The following is a 17,446-nucleotide window of genomic DNA, read 5'->3' as shown; positions in this document are numbered from 1 at the left end:
CCAGGTCACCGGCCGCCGGCCCGACCGCACCGGCGCCGGACTACCGGTGAACTGGTCCCTGGCCGCGTCGACGGCGGCCTCGCTGATGCCCGCCGGGCCCCGCACCACCCCCGCGGTGGCGGGCGCGCTGGTGGAGCGTCTGCGCACCGACTCCGCCCGCGCCGAGGGACACGTCCGCGAGGTCACCGGCCTCGGGGCGGACCTGCCGCTGCTGCCCGCCGACGTGCTGGACCGGCCCGCCTGGGCGCGTGCCGCCGTCGGGGGGATGGAGGCGCTGACCTCCGGCGCCCGGCTGCCCGACTCGCCGTGGCCGCTGCGCACGGTCACCGCGGCGGGCTCGGGGGTGCAGCTCGGCGCGCTGCTCGCCTACATGGGTGCCCGCGTGCTCGGCCAGTACGACCCGTTCGGCGGGCCCGGCGGGGCGGGGCGGCTCATCGTCGTCGCCCCGAACGTCTACGCCGCCTCGCGCTCGCTCGACGTCGACGGTGACCAGTTCGGCCTCTGGGTCTGCCTGCACGAGGCCACCCACCGGCTCCAGTTCACCGCGGTGCCGTGGCTGCGCGACCACTTCGCCGGGCTGGTCACCGAGCTGCTGTCGCTGCAGGAACCGGACACCGCGCGGCTCGCCCGGCTGCCCGACGCGATCCGCGCGCTGCGCGGCGAGGACGGCCGCAAGGCCGACGTGCTCGCCCTGGTCGAGCTGTTGCAGGGCCCCGAGCAGCGGGCCGTGCTCGACCGGCTGCTCGCCCTGTCGACCCTGCTGGAGGGGCACGCCGACCACGTCATGGACGCCGTCGGGCCGGACGTGGTCCCCGACGTCGCGCTCATCCGGCGCCGGTTCACCGAGCGCCGCCGCGGCGGCGGGCTGATCGACCGGATCCTGCGCGCGCTGCTCGGGGTCGAGGCGAAGATGCGCCAGTACGCCGTCGGCGCCGCGTTCTGCCGGGCCGTCGAGCGCGAGGCCGGGATGGCCGGGATCAACCGGGTCTGGGAGTCGCCCGAGACGCTGCCGACCCGCGCCGAGTTGGACGACCCCGCCGCGTGGCTGCGCCGCGTCGCCTGACGGGTCACGGGCCCGCCGCGGCGGGCCGGGTCCGGCGCGCCGTGCGGGCCGCACTGGACCGGCTGCCCGGTGACGCGGCCGCCGCCCCGCCGCTGGTCGCCTGCTCCGGCGGTGCCGACTCCACGGCGCTGGTGCTCGCCGTCCGGGAGGCCGTCGAGGGGCCGGTGCACGCCGCCGTCGTCGACCACGGGCTGCAGGACGGGTCCGCGGAGCGCTCGGCGGGGCTCGCCGCGCGGCTGCGCGGGCTCGGGGTGACGGCGACGGTGCACCCGGTCGTCGTCGGCGCCGTGGGCGGCCCCGAGGGCGCGGCCCGGACCGCCCGGTACGCGGCGCTGCGGGCGGCGCGGCCGTCGCCGTCGTCGCCGGTGCTGCTCGGGCACACCCTCGACGACCAGGCCGAGACGGTGCTGCTGGGCCTCGGCCGGGGCTCCGGGGCACGGTCTTTGTCCGGGATGCGTGAGTGGACCGAGCCGTGGCTGCGCCCGCTGCTCGGGGTGCGCCGGGCCGACACCGTCGCCGCCTGCGCGGCCGCCGGCGTCGCGGTCTGGGCGGACCCGCACAACGCCGACCCCCGCTTCGCCCGCTCCCGGCTGCGCCACGAGGTGCTGCCGCTGCTGGAGGACGTCCTGGGCGGCGGGGTCGCGGCCGCCCTCGCCCGCACCGCCGACCAGCTCCACGACGACGACGCCGCCCTCTCCGCCGCCGCGGCCCGGCTGCTGTCGGCGGCCCGCGTGGCCACGGACGGTGAGCGGGGTGCACCGGCGGGGGAGACCGGGCCGGGTGATTCCGGCGACAACGGCTCACCACCGGGTACCGCCGTGACCGACCCGACCGGGGTCGCGGCGGGGGTCGGGGAGGCCGTCGGCACCGCGCTCGACACCGGGGTCCTGGCCGCTGCCGAGCCCGCCGTGCGACGCCGGGTCCTGCGGGAATGGCTCGCCGGAGCGGGCGCGCGGGCCCTCACCGACGCGCAGCTGCGGGCCGCCGACGACCTCGTCGGGGCCTGGCGCGGGCAGGGCGGACCGGCGCTGGGCGGCGGCTTGGTGCTGACCCGCGCCCGTGGCAGGCTCGTGCTGCGCCGCCGCAGCCGGCCGCGTGACCGGGCGTGACCGCGGGTCCGGTGGAGGCGTCGACCGGGCCGTCACACGGTCCGTGCGAGGGGGTCGGGTGTACGACGGGGACATCTCCTCGGTGCTGGTCACCGAGGAGCAGGTGCGCGAGAAGACCGCGGAGCTGGCGCAGCAGGTCGCCGGTGACTACGCCGACCTCGTGCGCGACGGCCGCGAGTCCGACCTCGTGCTGATCGGCGTCCTCAAGGGCGCCGTCATGTTCATGACCGACTTCGCCCGCGCGCTGCCCATCCCGGCCCAGCTGGAGTTCATGGCGGTCAGCTCCTACGGATCGTCGACCTCGTCGTCGGGCGTCGTGCGGATCCTCAAGGACCTCGACCGCGACATCGCCGGGCGGCACGTGCTGATCGTCGAGGACATCATCGACTCGGGGCTGACCCTGAACTGGCTGCTGGGCAACCTGCAGACCCGCTCGCCCGCGTCGCTGGAGGTCGTGACGCTGCTCCGCAAGCCGGACGCGGTGAAGGTCGACGTCCCGGTGCGCTACGTCGGCTTCGACATCCCGAACGAGTTCGTCGTCGGCTACGGCCTCGACTACGCCGAGCGCTACCGCGACCTGCCCTACATCGGCACGCTCGACCCGTCGGTCTACGCCTGAGCGCGGCTCAGCCGAGCCCGGGCCCGGCGGGTGTGGCCAGCGCCCGCGGGTCCACCCCGGCCGGGGCCGCGGTGAACGCGGGCCCGCCGGCGAGCGCCAGACCGGCCGGACCGTCGGTGCGGGCGGCGTAGTCCAGCGCCCTCGCCAGGTCGGTGTACTCGATGCTGGGCAGGTCGTCGGTGGTGGTGAGGCTGGACAGCACGCCGATCGCGCGGCCCTGCGCGTCGAGCAGCGGGCTGCCCGACTCCCCGGCGACGCCGTCCTGCACGGCGAACACCGTGTGCCCCCAGCCGCCACCGACCTCGGCGGCGGCCGCACCGGCGCGCACCCCGACCGTGCGGACGCCGCCGGCGCCGGGCGGGTTGGTGAGGCCGTAGACGGGGGTGCCGGCGGGCAGCGGCGCGGTGCGGACCGCGCCGGGACCGCCGAAGAACGGCACCGCGGCACCCACCGAGGGGCGGGCGCCCGCGGGCAGCTCGACGAGTGCGAGGTCGTTGTAGGCGCAGACGTCGGGGTCGCGCTCCCCGCGGGCCTGCATGGTGTTCCACGAGCTCCACGCCAGCGTCCCGGTGACCGTGCCGTCGCGGCCGTGCACCAGCACCGGGGTGCCCAGCGGCACCGCGTCGGAGGTGCAGCCGTCGGTCTCGGTCTCGTCGCCGGTGCCGCCGCAGTGGGCGGCCTGCCCGAGGAAGGTGCGCTCGCCCGCGGTGAACACGAACCCGGCCGTGCACAGGCCCGCGCCGGTGGTCTCGGTGACGGTCCCCGGCCCGATCGACCCCGGCCCCGCGACGACGGCCGGGTGCGGAACGAGGTCGCTCGCCTCGGCCCGGGCGGTGGTCGCCGGCGGCGCGGTCACGACCGGCGGCGTCGGTGCGGCGGCCGCGGGCGCCGGGATCACGGGCACGGCGACGGCCGTCCCCACCGGCACGGTGAACACCGCCAGTGCCGCCGCGGCGGCGAGACCGGCGGCGAGCACCGACACCGTCCGCCGGGGTCCGGCCACCGCGTGCAGCGCCATCCGATCGTCCCTCCCGACCCGCAGACCATCGCCGCTGGACCGGACGGAGCAGGGCGCCGCTGCCCTCCGCCGCCGTCCGGGTACCGAGCGTGCTGCACAGTTGTCCCACACCACGGTGTCGACGTGTGCGTCGGGACACCCCTGTGGGGGAACCGGGCAGGTCGCCGGTTCGTTCATGGATCGGCCGCCCGCTCACCGGGCGGTCCGGCCAGGTCCGTCCGGAGCACTCCACCCACCGTGGGGCTATCCTGGCGGGTCAGGGCCCTCCGGCGGGGCGGTACACCGTCCGCCGCCGCTGCCGAGAACCACTCCCGGGAAGGTGAAGGCCACCCAGGCCGACGTTGCATGGACCGCAAGCGCCTGCTCCGCAACCCGCTGATCTGGATCCTCGTCGCACTCCTGATCTATCTCGGGTTCAGCCAGCTGTTCGACGACACCCGCGGATACACCGAGGTCACGACGTCGGTCGCGCTCTCCCAGGTGCAGTCGGGGAACGTCAAGGACGCCCTCGTCGAGGACCGTGAGCAGCAGCTCCGCCTCACGCTGGACCGCCCGATCGAGGTCAACGGCAACGAGACCACCCAGATCCTCACCCAGTACCCGGCGCAGATCTCCGGTCAGATCTTCGACCAGGTCCGCCAGGTCCCCGGGATCGCCGAGTACGACACCGTCGTCCGCCAGGACTCCTTCCTCTCCACGCTGCTGATCACGATGATCCCGCTGGCGCTGGTCCTGATCCTGCTGTTCTGGTTCCTGAACAACGCCCAGGGCGGCGGGAACCGGGTCATGAGCTTCGGCAAGTCCAAGGCCAAGCAGCTGAACAAGGACATGCCGAAGAACACGTTCGCGGACGTGGCGGGCGCCGACGAGGCGGTCGAGGAGCTCTACGAGATCAAGGACTTCCTGCAGAACCCGGGCCGCTACCAGGCCCTGGGCGCGAAGATCCCCAAGGGCGTGCTGCTCTACGGCCCGCCCGGCACCGGCAAGACGCTGCTGGCCCGTGCGGTCGCCGGCGAGGCGGGCGTGCCGTTCTACACGATCTCCGGGTCCGACTTCGTCGAGATGTTCGTCGGTGTCGGTGCCTCCCGGGTGCGCGACCTGTTCGAGCAGGCCAAGCAGAACGCGCCCTGCATCATCTTCGTCGACGAGATCGACGCGGTCGGCCGCCAGCGCGGCGCCGGCCTCGGCGGCGGGCACGACGAGCGCGAGCAGACCCTGAACCAGCTGCTCGTCGAGATGGACGGCTTCGACGCCCGCGGCGGCATCATCCTGATCGCCGCGACGAACCGGCCGGACATCCTGGACCCGGCGCTGCTGCGCCCGGGCCGGTTCGACCGGCAGATCCCGGTCGGCGCCCCCGACCTGGCGGGCCGTCGCGCGATCCTGAGCGTGCACTCTAAGGGCAAGCCCTTCGCCGACGACGTCGACCTCGAGTCGCTGGCCAAGCGCACCGTGGGCATGTCCGGTGCCGACCTCGCCAACGTGATCAACGAGGCCGCGCTGCTGACCGCCCGCGAGCACGGGACGCTGATCAACGGCGCCGCGCTGGAGGAGTCGGTCGACCGCGTCGTCGGCGGCCCCCGGCGCAAGTCGAAGATCGTCTCCGAGCGCGAGAAGAAGATCACCGCGTACCACGAGGGCGGGCACGCGCTGGCCGCGTGGGCGATGCCGGACCTGGAGCCGGTCTACAAGCTCACGATCCTGCCGCGCGGGCGCACCGGCGGGCACGCGCTCGTCGTCCCGGAGGACGACAAGGGCCTCATGACCCGCGCCGAGATGATCGCGCGGCTGGTGTTCGCGATGGGTGGGCGTTCGGCCGAGGAGCTCGTCTTCCACGAGCCCACGACCGGCGCGTCCTCCGACATCGACCAGGCCACCAAGATCGCCCGCGCGATGGTCACCGAGTACGGCATGAGCGCCAAGCTCGGCGCCGTCCGCTACGGCCGCGAGCAGGGCGACCCGTTCCTCGGCCGCTCGATGGGCAACCAGGCCGACTACTCGCTCGAGGTCGCCCACGAGATCGACGAGGAGGTGCGCAAGCTCATCGAGGCCGCGCACACCGAGGCGTGGGAGATCCTCAACACCTACCGCGACGTGCTCGACGACCTGGTGCTGGAGCTCCTGGACAAGGAGACCCTGAACCGCAAGGACCTCGAGCGGATCTTCGGGTCGGTGGAGAAGCGGCCGCGGATCACCGCGTTCGACGACTTCGGCGTGCGCACGCCGTCGGAGAAGCCGCCGATCAAGACCCGGCGCGAGCTGGCGTACGAGCGCGGTGAGGTCCTGCCGCCCGAGGAGGACGAGCGCACCCTGGCCGAGGTCGGCTCGGGCTCCGCGAACGGCTACGGCGACGCGCCCGGCACCCCCGGCGCCTCCCCGTTCCCGGCGGGCGGCTCGGTCCCGAGCCGCCCGGACGCCCCGAACGACGGCGGCTACGGCCCCGGTGACGGCGGCCCGGGCCACGGCGGCGGCAACGGCGGCAACGGGAACGGGAACGGCTACGGCGCGCCCGGCAACGGGCACGGCGCCCCGGCCCACGGCTACGGCCGGGCCGGGTCCTACGGCGGACCGGGGCAGCCCCCGCCGCCGGCCGTCGCCCCGAACTACGGCGCCCCGCCGGACTGGCGGCCCGCGACGACCCCGCAGGGGCAGAGCTGGCCGCCGCCGAACTGGGCGCAGCCACCGCAGCAGGGTGGGCCGCAGGGCCCCGCCCAGGGTGGTCCGTGGCCCGGTCCCGGACCGGGCGACGGCGGCAACGGCAACGGCGCGCACGGCAACGGCGCGCCGGGTGGTGCGAACGACCCCGGCGCCGGCGAGCAACGGCGCGGACACGACCCGGAGGCAGGACACTGAGCACGTCGACGACGGACGGACGCCCCGGACCGGTGGAGTCCGCCGCGGTGGCGGCCGGGGTGACCCAGGCCGTACCCGGCGGGGTCGACCTGGACCGTGCGGAGCGCGCCGTCCGCGAGCTGCTGATCGCGGTCGGGGAGGACCCGGACCGCGAGGGCCTCAAGGAGACCCCGGCCCGGGTCGCGCGCGCCTACGGCGAGATCTTCGCCGGGCTGTTCGTCGACCCGGACACGGTGCTGGAGAAGACCTTCGACGAGGGCCACGGCGAGCTCGTGCTGGTCAAGGACATCCCGATGTTCTCCACCTGCGAGCACCACCTCGTGCCCTTCCACGGGGTGGCCCACGTCGGCTACATCCCGGCCGTCGACGGCCAGGTCACCGGGCTGTCCAAGCTGGCCCGGGTGGTCGACCTGTACGCCAAGCGCCCGCAGGTCCAGGAGCGGCTGACCGCGCAGATCGCCGACGCCCTGGTGCGCAAGCTGAACCCGCGCGCGGTGATCGTCGTGCTGGAGGCCGAGCACCTGTGCATGGCCATGCGCGGCATCCGCAAGCCGGGGTCGCGCACCACCACCTCGGCGGTGCGCGGGCTGTTCAAGAGCTCGGCGACCTCCCGCGCGGAGGCGCTCTCGCTGATCAGGGGGCGCTGACGTGGTCGCCCCCGGCGGGGCGTTGCCGGAGCTCGGCCGCTGCGCGGTCATGGGGATCCTGAACGTCACCCCCGACTCGTTCTCCGACGGCGGCCGCTACGTCGACCGGTCGCACGCCGTCGCGCACGGCGTCGCGATGCGCGACGCCGGGGCCGACCTCGTCGACGTCGGCGGGGAGTCGACCCGGCCCGGCGCGCAGCGGATCGACGCCGCCACCGAGCGGGAGCGCGTCCTGCCGGTGGTGCGGGAGCTCGTCGCCGCGGGCGTGCGGGTCAGCGTCGACACGACCCGGTCCGAGGTCGCGCAGGCCTGCGTCGAGGCCGGTGCGGCGATGGTCAACGACGTCTCCGGCGGTCTGGCCGACCCGCGGATGGCCGCGGTCGTCGCCGAGGCGCGGACGCCCTGGGTGATCATGCACTGGCGCGGGCACAGCGCCGGTATGCAGCAGCTCGCGGGCTACGAGGACGTGATCGGCGAGGTCCGGTCCGAGCTCGTCGCCCGGGTCGACCACGCCGTGATGGCCGGGGTCGACCCCGGCCGCATCGTGCTCGACCCCGGTCTCGGGTTCGCCAAGAACGCCTCGCACAACTGGGCGCTGCTGCGCCGGCTCGACGTGTTCGTCGACCTGGGCTTCCCGGTGCTGGTCGGGGCATCGCGCAAGCGGTTCCTCGGCGAGCTGCTGGCCTCGGCCGAGGGCGAGCCGCGCACCCCGCCGGGGCGCGACATCGCGACCGCCGCGGTCAGCGCGCTCGCCGCCAACGCGGGCGCCTGGGGCGTGCGGGTGCACGACGTCGAGTCCACGATGGACGCCATCGCGGTCGCCGCCGCCTGCCGGCTCGGCGCCTCGCGCGCCCGCACCCCGCGGGAGACCGGGCGGTGAGCGACCGGATCGAGCTACGGGGTCTGCGGGTCCGCGGGAACCACGGCGTGTTCGACCACGAGCGCCGCGACGGCCAGGAGTTCGTCGTCGACCTGGTGGTGCACGCCGACCTCGCGCCCGCCGCCGCCTCGGACGACCTGGCCGACACGCTGCACTACGGCGAGCTCGCCGAGCTGGCCGCGGGCATCGTCGGCGGTCCGGCCCGGGACCTCATCGAGGCCGTCGCCGGGGAGATCGCGCAGGCCGTGCTGGACTCCGACGCCCGGGTCGCCGCCGTCGAGGTGACGCTGCACAAGCCGTCGGCGCCGATCCCGCTGACCTTCGACGACGTCGCGGTCGTCCTGACCCGGAGCCGGGCGTGACCCGCGCGGTCCTGTCCCTCGGCTCCAACCTGGGCGACCGGGCCGCGCACCTGCGCACGGTCGTCGCGGACCTGGGGGCGGCCGTCGTGGCGGTGTCGCCGGTGTTCGAGACGGCGCCGTGGGGTGTGACCGACCAGCCGGACTTCCTCAACGCGGTGCTGGTCGCGGACGACCCGGCGCTCGACGCGTGGGGCTGGCTGCGCCGTGGGCAGGCCCTCGAGGACGCCTCGGGCCGGGTCCGCGAGCAGCGGTGGGGGCCGCGCACCCTCGACGTCGACGTCGTGCAGGTGACCGACGACGGCGCCCCGGTCACCTCGGAGGACCCGGAGCTGCTCCTGCCGCACCCGGGCACCCCCGACCGGGCCACCGTGCTGCTGCCGTGGCTGCTCGCCGAGCCCGGCGCCGTCCTGCACGGGCACGGGCCGGTCGCCGACCTGCTGGACCGGCTCGGCCCGGACGGCCGTGCCGGTGTGCACCGCCGTGACGACGTCGTCCTGCGGGATCCGGCATGACCGCGCCCGGACCGGGCGGACGGCGCCCCGGCCGCGGCCCGGACGACGACCCGCGCCCGACGGTGCGCCCCACCCGGGTCCGCGACGTCGCCGCGATCGCCGTGGTCGCGGCCCTGCTCGGCAACATTCTCGTCCAGCTGACCTACGGGTCGCTGCCGACGCTGCCGGTCGCCGCGGCGGTGGTCGTCGCGGTCCTCGCCGCCGCCGAGGCCGCGGGCGGGGTCGTGCTGCGGCGCCGGATCGAGCGCCGGAACGGGGCCGTCCCGGTACCGCCGCTCGTCGCGGCCCGGGCGGTGCTGCTCGCCAAGGCCTCCGCGGTCGGCGGCGCGGTGGTCGCCGGGCTGTGGGTGGGCGTGCTGATGCACACCCTGCCACGGGCCGCGGTCGTGGTGGCCGCGTTCCGGGACAGCGTCGTCGCCGGGGTCGGCGTGGTCAGCGCGCTGCTGCTGGTCGGCGCCGCGTTCTGGCTGGAGTACTGCTGCCGGTCCCCCGACGACCCGGACGACACCGACGGTGGGATCCGCGCGGGCTGAGGCGCGTCCCCCCGCGCGGACCGGGCCGGTTCTCTACGCTGGACGGTCATGACGTCCCCGACGCTCGGCCGCCCGTACGCCCCGGTGCCGGCGCCGTCCGCCAAGCGACGGGGCGTGCTGCTGCCGGTCGTGGGCCTGGTGGTGCTGGCCCTGCTCGCGGTGATCACGATCGGGGTGCTGCAACGCGCGATCGGGACGCCGGGGGTGATCGTCGGGACCCTGGCCGCGCTGCTGCCGGTCGTGCCGGTGGTGGCGGCGTTCCTCTGGGTGGACCGCTGGGAGCCCGAGCCGCCGCGGATGCTGATGGGCGCGTTCCTCTGGGGCGCCGGGTTCGCCGCGCTGGTCGCCCTGCTGATCAACACGAGCGCCTCGGCGGTGCTCGACGCGGCCGCCGGGCGCGGCGCGGGCGACCTGTTCGGCCCGGTCGTGGTCGCCCCGGTCGTCGAGGAGTTCACCAAGGGCCTGTTCCTGGTCGGGCTGCTGGTGTTCCGGCGCCGCGAGTTCGACGGGATCGTCGACGGCGTCGTCTACGCCGGGATCGTCGCGGCCGGGTTCGCGTTCAGCGAGAACATCCTCTACCTGGGCCGCGCGGTGTCCGAGCCGGAGTCGGCGGGCGTGCTCGCGACGCTGTTCGTCCGCGGCGTCGCCTCGCCGTTCGCGCACCCGCTGTTCACCTGCATGATCGGCATCGCCGCCGGGATCGCGGTGACCAGCCGCAGCATCGGGGTGAGGGTGCTGGCGATGATCGCCGGCTACGTCGCCGCGGTGGTGCTGCACGCGCTGTGGAACGGCGCGTCGGTGCTGGCCGCGACGCCCGGCGGCTTCTTCCAGATCTACCTGTTCGTGATGGTCCCGATCTTCGTCGGGCTGATCCTGCTCGTGGTGTTCGCGCGTCGCCGCGAGGCGCGGATCGTGGCCGCGCAGCTGCCCGGCTTCGCCGCCGCGGGCTGGATCGCGCCGAGCGAGGTGACGCTGCTGGCCCGGCTGTCCCGGCGGAAGGGCTGGCGCACGCTGGTGCGGCGCCGCTCCGGCCCGGCCGCGGCGAAGGCCGTCGCCGAGTACCAGTCCGCGGTCACCGAGCTGGCGTTCATGCGGAACCGGATCGCGCGCGGCGCGGTGCGGGAGAGCGCCCACGCCCTGCACGACGAGAAGCTGGCCGCGGTGCTGCGGGCCCGCGCCGTCGCCGTCGGGGTGCCGGAGGCGCTGGTCGCGGCCTGGGCGCGGAAGCGTCCGTCGGGCTGGGAGCCGCCGCCCCCGGCCGCGCCGGACGGCAGCTTCTCCGGCCAGTTCCGCATCCCGACCTTCCCCGACGGCGGCGGCGCGTCCTCCTCCGCGGGGCCCGCCGTGCCGCCGCTCCCGCCCGGCCCGGACACACTCATGACCGCGGCGCCCTGGGGGCGCCCCGAGGGACCGCGGGCCGCTCCGTGGTCGGGCGCGCCGCGGACCCCCACCCCGCCCGCCCCGTACGCCCCGGGGCCGCCCGGCGGCGCCCGTCCCGCCGGCCCGCGCGGTCCGGGGGCGGCCGATCCCGAGGCCCGCTCCGACGGCCCGGGCGTGCCCGGCCGTCCGCAGGAGCCGGCCCGACGTCCTGGCCACCCGGGTGCCGGGCCCGGTCCGGTCCCCGGCGGCCGGGGAGCGGGCTCGCCGTCACCCGGACACCAGCAGCCCGGCCACCAGCAGCCCGGCCACCAGCAGCCCGGTTCCCCGGTGTCCGGTCCGGCACCGTCCGCCTCGCCGGCGCCGGGCCCCGCGGTCCCCGGCGCAGCCGGACCCGCCCCGGGGGGAGGCGACGAGCACCTCACCCGTGCCGTCCGCCGCCCGGAACCACCCGCCGCCGAGCACCGGGGCCGCCACCACGACAACCCGTCCGACCCCGGCCCGACCCGTCCGATGCTCCGCCCCGACGACGACCCGGACCGTCCCGCCGCCCGGTGACCCGGGCCGATCCGGAGCCGATCCGGGGCCGATCCGGGGCCGATCCGGGGCGCCGGGGACCGCCCGCCCGCCCCCACCCCGTCCCATGATCACCGGTTGTGGAGCGGAGCGTTCGCGAGGCGGGCGCTGAACTCCACAACCGTCGATCACCGACGGGGCCGGGGTGAGGCCGGTCTCAGGAGCACGCCCCGCCACCCGGCGCCCGTCTACCCTCGCGTCCGGCGCGCGGCCACCGGAGGTCGCGCCACCCGCGGATTGCCCGACCGGTACCCCACCAGGACCGGAACGGGAGGAAACGGATTCTCGTGATGGACTCTGCGATCGATGGCGGTCGCCCCGCGCGGCTCGCGGTCGGGGTGGTCTCGGCCGGTCGGGTCGGTGCGGTGCTGGGCGCCGCGCTCGCCCGCGCGGGCCACCACGTCGTCGCCGCCTCCGGGGTCTCGCAGGCCTCGGTGCGCCGGGCGGAGACCCTGCTCCCCGACGTCCCCCTGCTCCCGCCGGACGAGGTCTGCTCGCGCGCCGACCTGGTCCTGCTCGCCGTCCCCGACGACGTGCTGCCCGGCCTGGTCCGTGGCCTCGCCGCCGCCGGATGCTTCCGCCCGGGCCAGATCGCCGTCCACACGGCGGGGTCGCGCGGCGTCGCGGTGCTGGACCCGGCGACGGAGCGGGGTGTGCTGCCGCTGGCGCTGCACCCGGCGATGACGGTGACCGGCCGCCCCGAGGACGTCGACCGGCTCGCCGCCTGCTGCATCGGCGTCACCGCGCCCGGCGACCCGGAGCACGGCGACCCGCGCGACGCCGTCGGCTGGAGCGTCGCCGAGGCACTCGTGCTGGAGATGTCGGCCGAGCCCGTCCGCATCCCCGAGGCGATGCGCCCGCTCTACCACGCCGCGCTCGCCCACGGCGCCAACCACCTGACCACCCTGGTCGGGGACTGCGTGCAGCTGCTGGAGACCGCGGGCATCCGGCCCGCGGAGCGGCTCGTCGCGCCGCTGCTGTCGGCCGCGCTGGACAACGCGCTGCGCCACGGCGACCGCGCGCTGACCGGACCGGTCGCCCGCGGCGACGCCGGCACCGTCCGGACCCACCTGGAGCACATCGCCGACGCCGACGCCGACCTGGCCGCCGTCTACCGAGCGCTGGCCGGGCGCACCGCCCACCGCGCCGCCGCCGCCGGGCTCCTCGGCCCCGACGGCGTCCGCGACATCGAGACCGCACTGGAGGAGAAGTGAGCACCCCCGGCTCCACCCGGAACGGCTACGGCACCGGCCGGCTGACCGTGCACGCCGACCCGGCGAAGCTCGCCGCGGTCACCCGCGCGCTGCGCGGCGCGGGCCGCAAGGTCGTCCTCATCCCCACGATGGGCGCCCTGCACGAGGGCCACCGCGAGCTGATCCGGCACGCGAAGCGGATCCCCGGCGCCGTCGTCCCGGTCGTGTCGATCTTCGTGAACCCGCTGCAGTTCGGCGCGGGCGAGGACCTCGACCGCTACCCGCGCCCGATCGAGGCCGACCTCGACGCCTGCCGCGACGAGGGCGTCGAGCTGGTGTTCACCCCGCAGGTCGAGCACATGTACCCGCCGGGCTCGCAGACCCGCGTCACCGCCGGGCCGCTCGGCGACGAGCTGGAGGGCGCCTCCCGGAAGGGGCACTTCGACGGCGTCCTGACCGTCGTGTCGAAGCTGTTCCACATCGTCGGCCCGGACGTCGCGCTGTTCGGCGAGAAGGACTACCAGCAGCTGACGCTGATCCGCCGGATGGTGCGCGACCTGGACTTCCCGACCCGGGTCGTCGGCGTCCCGACCGTCCGCGAGGACGACGGCCTGGCCCTGTCCTCGCGCAACGTCTACCTCGAGCCCGGGCAGCGCCGCGCCGCCGCCGTGCTGTCGCGCGCGCTCGCCGCCGGTGCCGCGGTGTCGGTCCGGGGGCACGACGCCGTGCTGGACGCCGCCCGCGCCGAGCTGGCGACCGAGCCGGAGGTCGACGTCGACTACCTCGAGCTGCGCGACACCGACCTCGGACCGGCCCCCGCCCCGGGCGCCGGGGACGGCCGCCTGCTCGTCGCCGCCCGGGTCGGCGCCACCCGCCTGATCGACAACGCCCCCATCGCGTTCTGACCGCGTCCCGAGGAGAACCGCCGTGAACCGCACGATGATGAAGTCCAAGATCCACCGCGCCACCGTGACGCAGGCCGACCTGCACTACGTCGGATCGGTCACCGTCGACGCCGACCTCATGGCGGCCGCCGACCTGCTCGAGGGCGAGCAGGTCAGCATCGTCGACATCACCAACGGTGCCCGCCTGGAGACCTACGTGATCACCGGCGAGCCCGGCTCCGGGGTGATCGGCATCAACGGCGCCGCCGCGCACCTGGTGCACCCCGGTGACCTGGTCATCCTGATCTCCTACGGCTCCTACGACGAGGCCGAGCTGCGCGACTACACCCCGCGCGTCGTCTTCGTCGACGCCGACAACCGGATCGCCGACCTGGGCGCCGACCCCGGGCACGCCCCGGCGGGTTCGGGCCTGCTGACCAGCGCGGCCCGCTGAGGACGACACGGTGCTGCTCTGCATCGACGTCGGGAACACCCACGTCTCGCTGGGGCTCTACCCCGACACCGGGACGGGTGCGGAGGCGCTCGACCCGGAGCCGGAGCGGCGCTGGCGGCTGCGCACCGACACCTCCGCGACCGCCGACGAGCTGGACCTGACGGTCACCGGGATGCTCGGCGCGCACTTCCCCGAGGTCACCGCGGTCGCCGCGCTGTCCACGGTGCCGGGGCCGTCGCGGGAGCTGCGCACGCTGCTCTCGCGCTGGTCGGACCGGATGCGGACGCTCGTCGTCGGGCCGGGGGTGCGGACGGGCGTGCCGCTGCTGGTGGACCACCCGCGCGAGGTGGGCGCGGACCGGGTCGTGAACTCGCTCGCCGCGCACCACCTGTTCGGCACCACCTGCATCTGCGTCGACCTCGGGACCTGCACGAACATCGACGTCGTCACCGCGAAGGGCGAGTTCCTCGGCGGGGCGCTGGCCCCGGGCATCGACATCGCGATGCAGGCGCTGGCCGAGCGGGCGTCGTCGCTGCGGCCGGTGGACCTGGTCGAGCCGCGCTCGGTGATCGGCCGGACGACGGTCGAGGCCGTCCAGGCCGGGGTGCTCTACGGCGCTGCCGGGCAGGTCGACGGGCTGGTCCGCCGGATCCTCGCCGAGCTGGGCCCGGACGCGCTGCCGGTCACCGTGATCGTCACCGGCGGTCTCGCGGAGCTGGTGTACGGCCGCGCGGACACGGTCACCCACCACGTCCCCGACCTGACGCTGCACGGGCTGCGGCTGACCCACCTGCGCCACCACCGCGCCCGCTGAGCCGGCTCAGGCGCGGCGCGCCCGCCACACGATGGTGCGCATCGGCATCGCGAACCGGCCGTCGGCGTCGGCGACCCGCCCGGTGAGGAAGGCGCGCACGGCGGCGAACACCGCGTCGCGTTCGGCGGGGGTGCTGAGCAGCGCCCAGGAGTGCGTGGCGATGTCGGCGACGTGTTCCTCGACGCCGGTCGCCCGCGACCACGTGACCTGCTCCTGGTGCGCGTCGGTGAACCAGGGCTCGTCGGGGAGCCGGGCCGGGTCGCCGCCGCCGGCCGCATTACCGGGAACCCGTCGCCCGCGCTCGCCCACCCCGCCCAGCTCGTGGACCCAGGCGACGTCAGGATCCCCGCTGTTCCACAGCCCGGCCAGCAGCCCGCCGGGACGCAGCACCCGGGCGATCTCGGGGACGGCGACGTCCAGGTCGAACCAGTGCAGCGCCTGCCCGACCAGGACGGCGTCGACGTCGCCGTCGGGCAGCGGGATCCGTTCGGCGGACCCGGTCCGGGCGTCGGCGCCGGGGGTGCGTTCGCGCAGCACCGCGAGCATCGCCGCGTCCGGCTCGACCGCGACGACGTCGAGCCCGCGCGCGAGCAGGGTGCGGGTCAGCTTCCCGGTGCCCGCGCCCAGGTCGAGGACCCGCACCGGTCCCGGTCCGGCCCCGGCCAGCGCCAGGTCGACGGCGGCGTCGGGGTAGCCGGGACGGTGGTCGTCGTAGGCACGGGCGACGGCCCCGAACGTGCGCCCCCGTGCCACCCCCTCGTCGGTCACACCTCGCACGGTAGACCGCCGCGCCCCGCGTCGGGTCGCCCTCGCCGTGCTCCACACCCCGCCAGCAGCAGGCGGGGGTGACGGCGGGGCCCCGGGGGTACCGCCGATAGCCTGACGAGTCGTGAACACTCCCGGCACCCCGTCCGACCCGGCGACCGAGGCCGACCTCCCCGAGCAGATGCGGGTCCGCCGGGCCAAGCGCGCGGAGCTGATCGCCGCGGGCACCGACCCGTACCCCGTCGAGGTCCCCCGCACGCACTCGCTGCGCCAGGTCCGCGACGCCCACCCGGACCTGCCCGCGGACACCGCGACGGGCGAGACCGTCGCCGTCGCCGGCCGGGTGATCTTCGTGCGGAACACCGGCAAGCTGTGCTTCGCGACGCTGCGCGAGGGCGACGGCACCGAGCTGCAGGCCATGCTCTCGCTCGACCGGGTCGGGGCCGAGGCGCTGGCCGGCTGGAAGGCCGTCGTCGACATGGGTGACTTCGTCGCGGTGCGCGGTGAGGTCATCACCTCGCGACGGGGCGAGCTCTCGGTGATGGTCGACGAGTGGACGGTCGCCGCGAAGTCGGTCCGGCCGCTGCCGACCGCGCACAAGGAGCTCTCCGAGGAGAACCGGGTCCGGCAGCGCTACGTCGACCTCATCCTGCGCCCGCAGGCCCGCGAGACCGTGCGCGCGCGGTCCACCGTGCTGCGGACCGTCCGCGAGTCGCTCACCGGCCGCGACTTCATCGAGGTCGAGACGCCGATGCTGCAGAACCTGCACGGCGGTGCCACCGCGCGTCCGTTCGTGACGCACGCGAACGCACTCGACTCCGATCTGTATCTGCGGATCGCACCGGAGCTGTTCCTGAAGCGTTGCGTGGTCGGTGGTATCGAGCGCGTCTTCGAGCTGAACCGGGTGTTCCGGAACGAGGGCATCGACTCCACGCATTCCCCGGAGTTCGCGATGCTGGAGGCCTACCAGGCCTACGCGACCTACGACGACATGGCGGTCCTGACCCGGGAGCTGATCCAGTCCTCGGCGCAGGCGCTGTTCGGTTCCACCACGGTGCGCCACCACGACGGCACCGAGCACGATCTCGGTGGCGAGTGGCGATCGGTGACCATCTACGGATCGGTGTCCGAGGCCGTCGGGCAGGACGTGACGCCGGACACGGAACTGTCGGAACTGCAGCGGATCGCGCACACCCACGACGTCGACATCACCGATTATCCGACGGCCGCACAGATCGTGCTCGAGTTGTTCGAGAAGCTGGTCGAGCACACCCTGCACGAGCCGACCTTCGTGCGCGACTTCCCGGTCGAGGTGCGGCCGCTGACCCGCGCGCACCGCGACGACCCGCGGCTGTCGGAGTCCTGGGACCTCATCGTCTTCGGCGTGGAGCTGGCCACGGCCTACTCCGAGCTGGTGGACCCGGTCGAGCAGCGGGAACGCCTGCACGCCCAGTCGCTCAAGGCCGCGGCGGGCGACCCGGAGGCCATGCAGCTCGACGAGGACTTCCTGCGCGCCATGGAGTACGGCATGCCGCCCACCGGTGGGATGGGAATGGGTATCGACCGTCTCCTGATGACGCTGACCGGCCTCGGAATCCGCGAGACGATCCTGTTCCCGCTGGTCCGCGGCGAGTCCTGAACCGGTTCCGAACGCACATCCGACGACGTCCCCGGCCGCGAAGAGCGACCGGGGACGTCGTGTTTGTCGGACCCGTACGAGTGGTGTCGAACTCGTTTCGCCGTATTCTTCGTACCCAGGTCGACGCCACGAACATTTCTCGGATACT

17 protein-coding genes are annotated in these 17,446 nt (G+C 75.4%); 15 read left to right on the top strand and 2 right to left on the bottom strand.

Annotated elements, in window-relative coordinates:
* The first annotated feature begins 85 nt into the window (after positions 1-85).
* From DMP17_RS24695 to hpt, 3 genes are read left to right on the top strand one after another with little or no spacing between them, the layout of a single operon-like run.
* Complete coding sequence (locus DMP17_RS24695; protein WP_235975617.1) at positions 86-1,063, top strand: zinc-dependent metalloprotease; 978 nt, start codon at positions 86-88, stop codon at positions 1,061-1,063.
* Positions 1,060-2,172: a tRNA lysidine(34) synthetase TilS gene (tilS, locus tag DMP17_RS24690; RefSeq protein WP_226356596.1), complete on the top strand. Its 1,113-nt coding sequence runs from the start codon at positions 1,060-1,062 to the stop codon at positions 2,170-2,172. Before DMP17_RS24695 ends, tilS begins: the two co-directional genes overlap by 4 nt.
* A 58-nt stretch (positions 2,173-2,230) precedes the next feature.
* Entirely contained in the window at positions 2,231-2,791 is a 561-nt protein-coding gene (gene hpt, locus DMP17_RS24685) for a hypoxanthine phosphoribosyltransferase (RefSeq protein WP_073576928.1), read from the top strand.
* A gap of 7 nt (positions 2,792-2,798) precedes the next feature.
* On the opposite strand, the gene DMP17_RS24680 is transcribed toward hpt, so the two are convergent.
* The gene (locus DMP17_RS24680) at positions 2,799-3,809 is read right to left on the bottom strand and encodes a S1 family peptidase (RefSeq protein WP_226354157.1); all 1,011 of its coding nucleotides are present in this window, start codon (positions 3,807-3,809) and stop codon (positions 2,799-2,801) included.
* Positions 3,810-4,154: 345 nt separating this feature from the next.
* Between DMP17_RS24680 and ftsH the strand changes: the two genes are divergently transcribed.
* The 11 genes from ftsH (at position 4,155) to DMP17_RS24625 (ending at position 14,894) form a co-directional block, all read left to right on the top strand.
* Positions 4,155-6,662: an ATP-dependent zinc metalloprotease FtsH gene (gene ftsH, locus DMP17_RS24675; RefSeq protein ID WP_337830739.1), complete on the top strand. Its 2,508-nt coding sequence runs from the start codon at positions 4,155-4,157 to the stop codon at positions 6,660-6,662.
* A 32-nt stretch (positions 6,663-6,694) separates the two neighbouring features.
* Positions 6,695-7,309: a GTP cyclohydrolase I FolE gene (folE, locus tag DMP17_RS24670; RefSeq protein WP_226354155.1), complete on the top strand. Its 615-nt coding sequence runs from the start codon at positions 6,695-6,697 to the stop codon at positions 7,307-7,309.
* Between the two features lie 49 nt (positions 7,310-7,358).
* A complete protein-coding gene (gene folP, locus DMP17_RS24665; RefSeq protein ID WP_337832725.1) occupies positions 7,359-8,189 on the top strand; it encodes a dihydropteroate synthase in 831 nt (276 codons plus the stop codon).
* Positions 8,186-8,551 carry a dihydroneopterin aldolase gene (folB, locus tag DMP17_RS24660; protein WP_073576766.1) on the top strand — a complete coding sequence of 122 codons (366 nt, stop codon included), beginning with the start codon at positions 8,186-8,188 and terminating at the stop codon, positions 8,549-8,551. The genes folP and folB overlap by 4 nt, the downstream gene beginning before the upstream one ends.
* The gene (folK, locus tag DMP17_RS24655; RefSeq protein ID WP_337830738.1) at positions 8,548-9,063 is read left to right on the top strand and encodes a 2-amino-4-hydroxy-6-hydroxymethyldihydropteridine diphosphokinase; all 516 of its coding nucleotides are present in this window, start codon (positions 8,548-8,550) and stop codon (positions 9,061-9,063) included. The genes folB and folK overlap by 4 nt, the downstream gene beginning before the upstream one ends.
* Entirely contained in the window at positions 9,060-9,596 is a 537-nt protein-coding gene (locus DMP17_RS24650; RefSeq protein WP_226354152.1) for a DUF3180 domain-containing protein, read from the top strand. Before folK ends, DMP17_RS24650 begins: the two co-directional genes overlap by 4 nt.
* 48 nt (positions 9,597-9,644) lie before the next feature.
* On the top strand, positions 9,645-11,531 hold the full coding sequence (locus tag DMP17_RS24645; protein ID WP_337830737.1) for a PrsW family glutamic-type intramembrane protease: 1,887 nt from the start codon (positions 9,645-9,647) through the stop codon (positions 11,529-11,531).
* Positions 11,532-11,839: 308 nt separating this feature from the next.
* Positions 11,840-12,763, top strand: a complete 924-nt coding sequence (locus tag DMP17_RS24640; protein ID WP_226354151.1) for a Rossmann-like and DUF2520 domain-containing protein — start codon at positions 11,840-11,842, stop codon at positions 12,761-12,763.
* Positions 12,760-13,647, top strand: a complete 888-nt coding sequence (panC, locus tag DMP17_RS24635) for a pantoate--beta-alanine ligase (protein ID WP_226354150.1) — start codon at positions 12,760-12,762, stop codon at positions 13,645-13,647. Before DMP17_RS24640 ends, panC begins: the two co-directional genes overlap by 4 nt.
* Before the next feature lie 22 nt (positions 13,648-13,669).
* Positions 13,670-14,080, top strand: coding sequence for an aspartate 1-decarboxylase (gene panD / locus DMP17_RS24630; protein ID WP_226354149.1), 411 nt, complete (start codon positions 13,670-13,672; stop codon positions 14,078-14,080).
* A gap of 10 nt (positions 14,081-14,090) precedes the next feature.
* Complete coding sequence (locus DMP17_RS24625) at positions 14,091-14,894, top strand: type III pantothenate kinase (RefSeq protein ID WP_226367863.1); 804 nt, start codon at positions 14,091-14,093, stop codon at positions 14,892-14,894.
* A gap of 6 nt (positions 14,895-14,900) precedes the next feature.
* Here the strand turns inward: DMP17_RS24625 and DMP17_RS24620 are convergent, their stop codons facing one another.
* The gene (locus tag DMP17_RS24620) at positions 14,901-15,662 is read right to left on the bottom strand and encodes a class I SAM-dependent methyltransferase (RefSeq protein ID WP_337830736.1); all 762 of its coding nucleotides are present in this window, start codon (positions 15,660-15,662) and stop codon (positions 14,901-14,903) included.
* Positions 15,663-15,840: 178 nt separating this feature from the next.
* Between DMP17_RS24620 and lysS the strand changes: the two genes are divergently transcribed.
* Positions 15,841-17,298, top strand: a complete 1,458-nt coding sequence (lysS, locus tag DMP17_RS24615; RefSeq protein ID WP_226356594.1) for a lysine--tRNA ligase — start codon at positions 15,841-15,843, stop codon at positions 17,296-17,298.
* The last annotated feature ends 148 nt before the right edge of the window (positions 17,299-17,446 follow it).

This window comes from Pseudonocardia sp. TMWB2A (genome assembly GCF_017312135.1).
This window is presented reverse-complemented; position numbering and strand designations above follow the sequence as displayed.

What these genes read in the sequence shown, in the direction of transcription:
- DMP17_RS24695 (WP_235975617.1), top strand. Translation starts at nt 86, where the DNA reads ATGCCCGCCGGGCCCCGCACCACCCCCGCGGTGGCGGGCGCGCTGGTG.
- DMP17_RS24680 (WP_226354157.1), bottom strand. Translation starts at nt 3,809, where the DNA reads ATGGCGCTGCACGCGGTGGCCGGACCCCGGCGGACGGTGTCGGTGCTC.
- ftsH (WP_337830739.1), top strand. Translation starts at nt 4,155, where the DNA reads ATGGACCGCAAGCGCCTGCTCCGCAACCCGCTGATCTGGATCCTCGTC.
- folP (WP_337832725.1), top strand. Translation starts at nt 7,359, where the DNA reads ATGGGGATCCTGAACGTCACCCCCGACTCGTTCTCCGACGGCGGCCGC.
- DMP17_RS24650 (WP_226354152.1), top strand. Translation starts at nt 9,060, where the DNA reads ATGACCGCGCCCGGACCGGGCGGACGGCGCCCCGGCCGCGGCCCGGAC.
- DMP17_RS24645 (WP_337830737.1), top strand. Translation starts at nt 9,645, where the DNA reads ATGACGTCCCCGACGCTCGGCCGCCCGTACGCCCCGGTGCCGGCGCCG.
- DMP17_RS24640 (WP_226354151.1), top strand. Translation starts at nt 11,840, where the DNA reads ATGGACTCTGCGATCGATGGCGGTCGCCCCGCGCGGCTCGCGGTCGGG.
- lysS (WP_226356594.1), top strand. Translation starts at nt 15,841, where the DNA reads ATGCGGGTCCGCCGGGCCAAGCGCGCGGAGCTGATCGCCGCGGGCACC.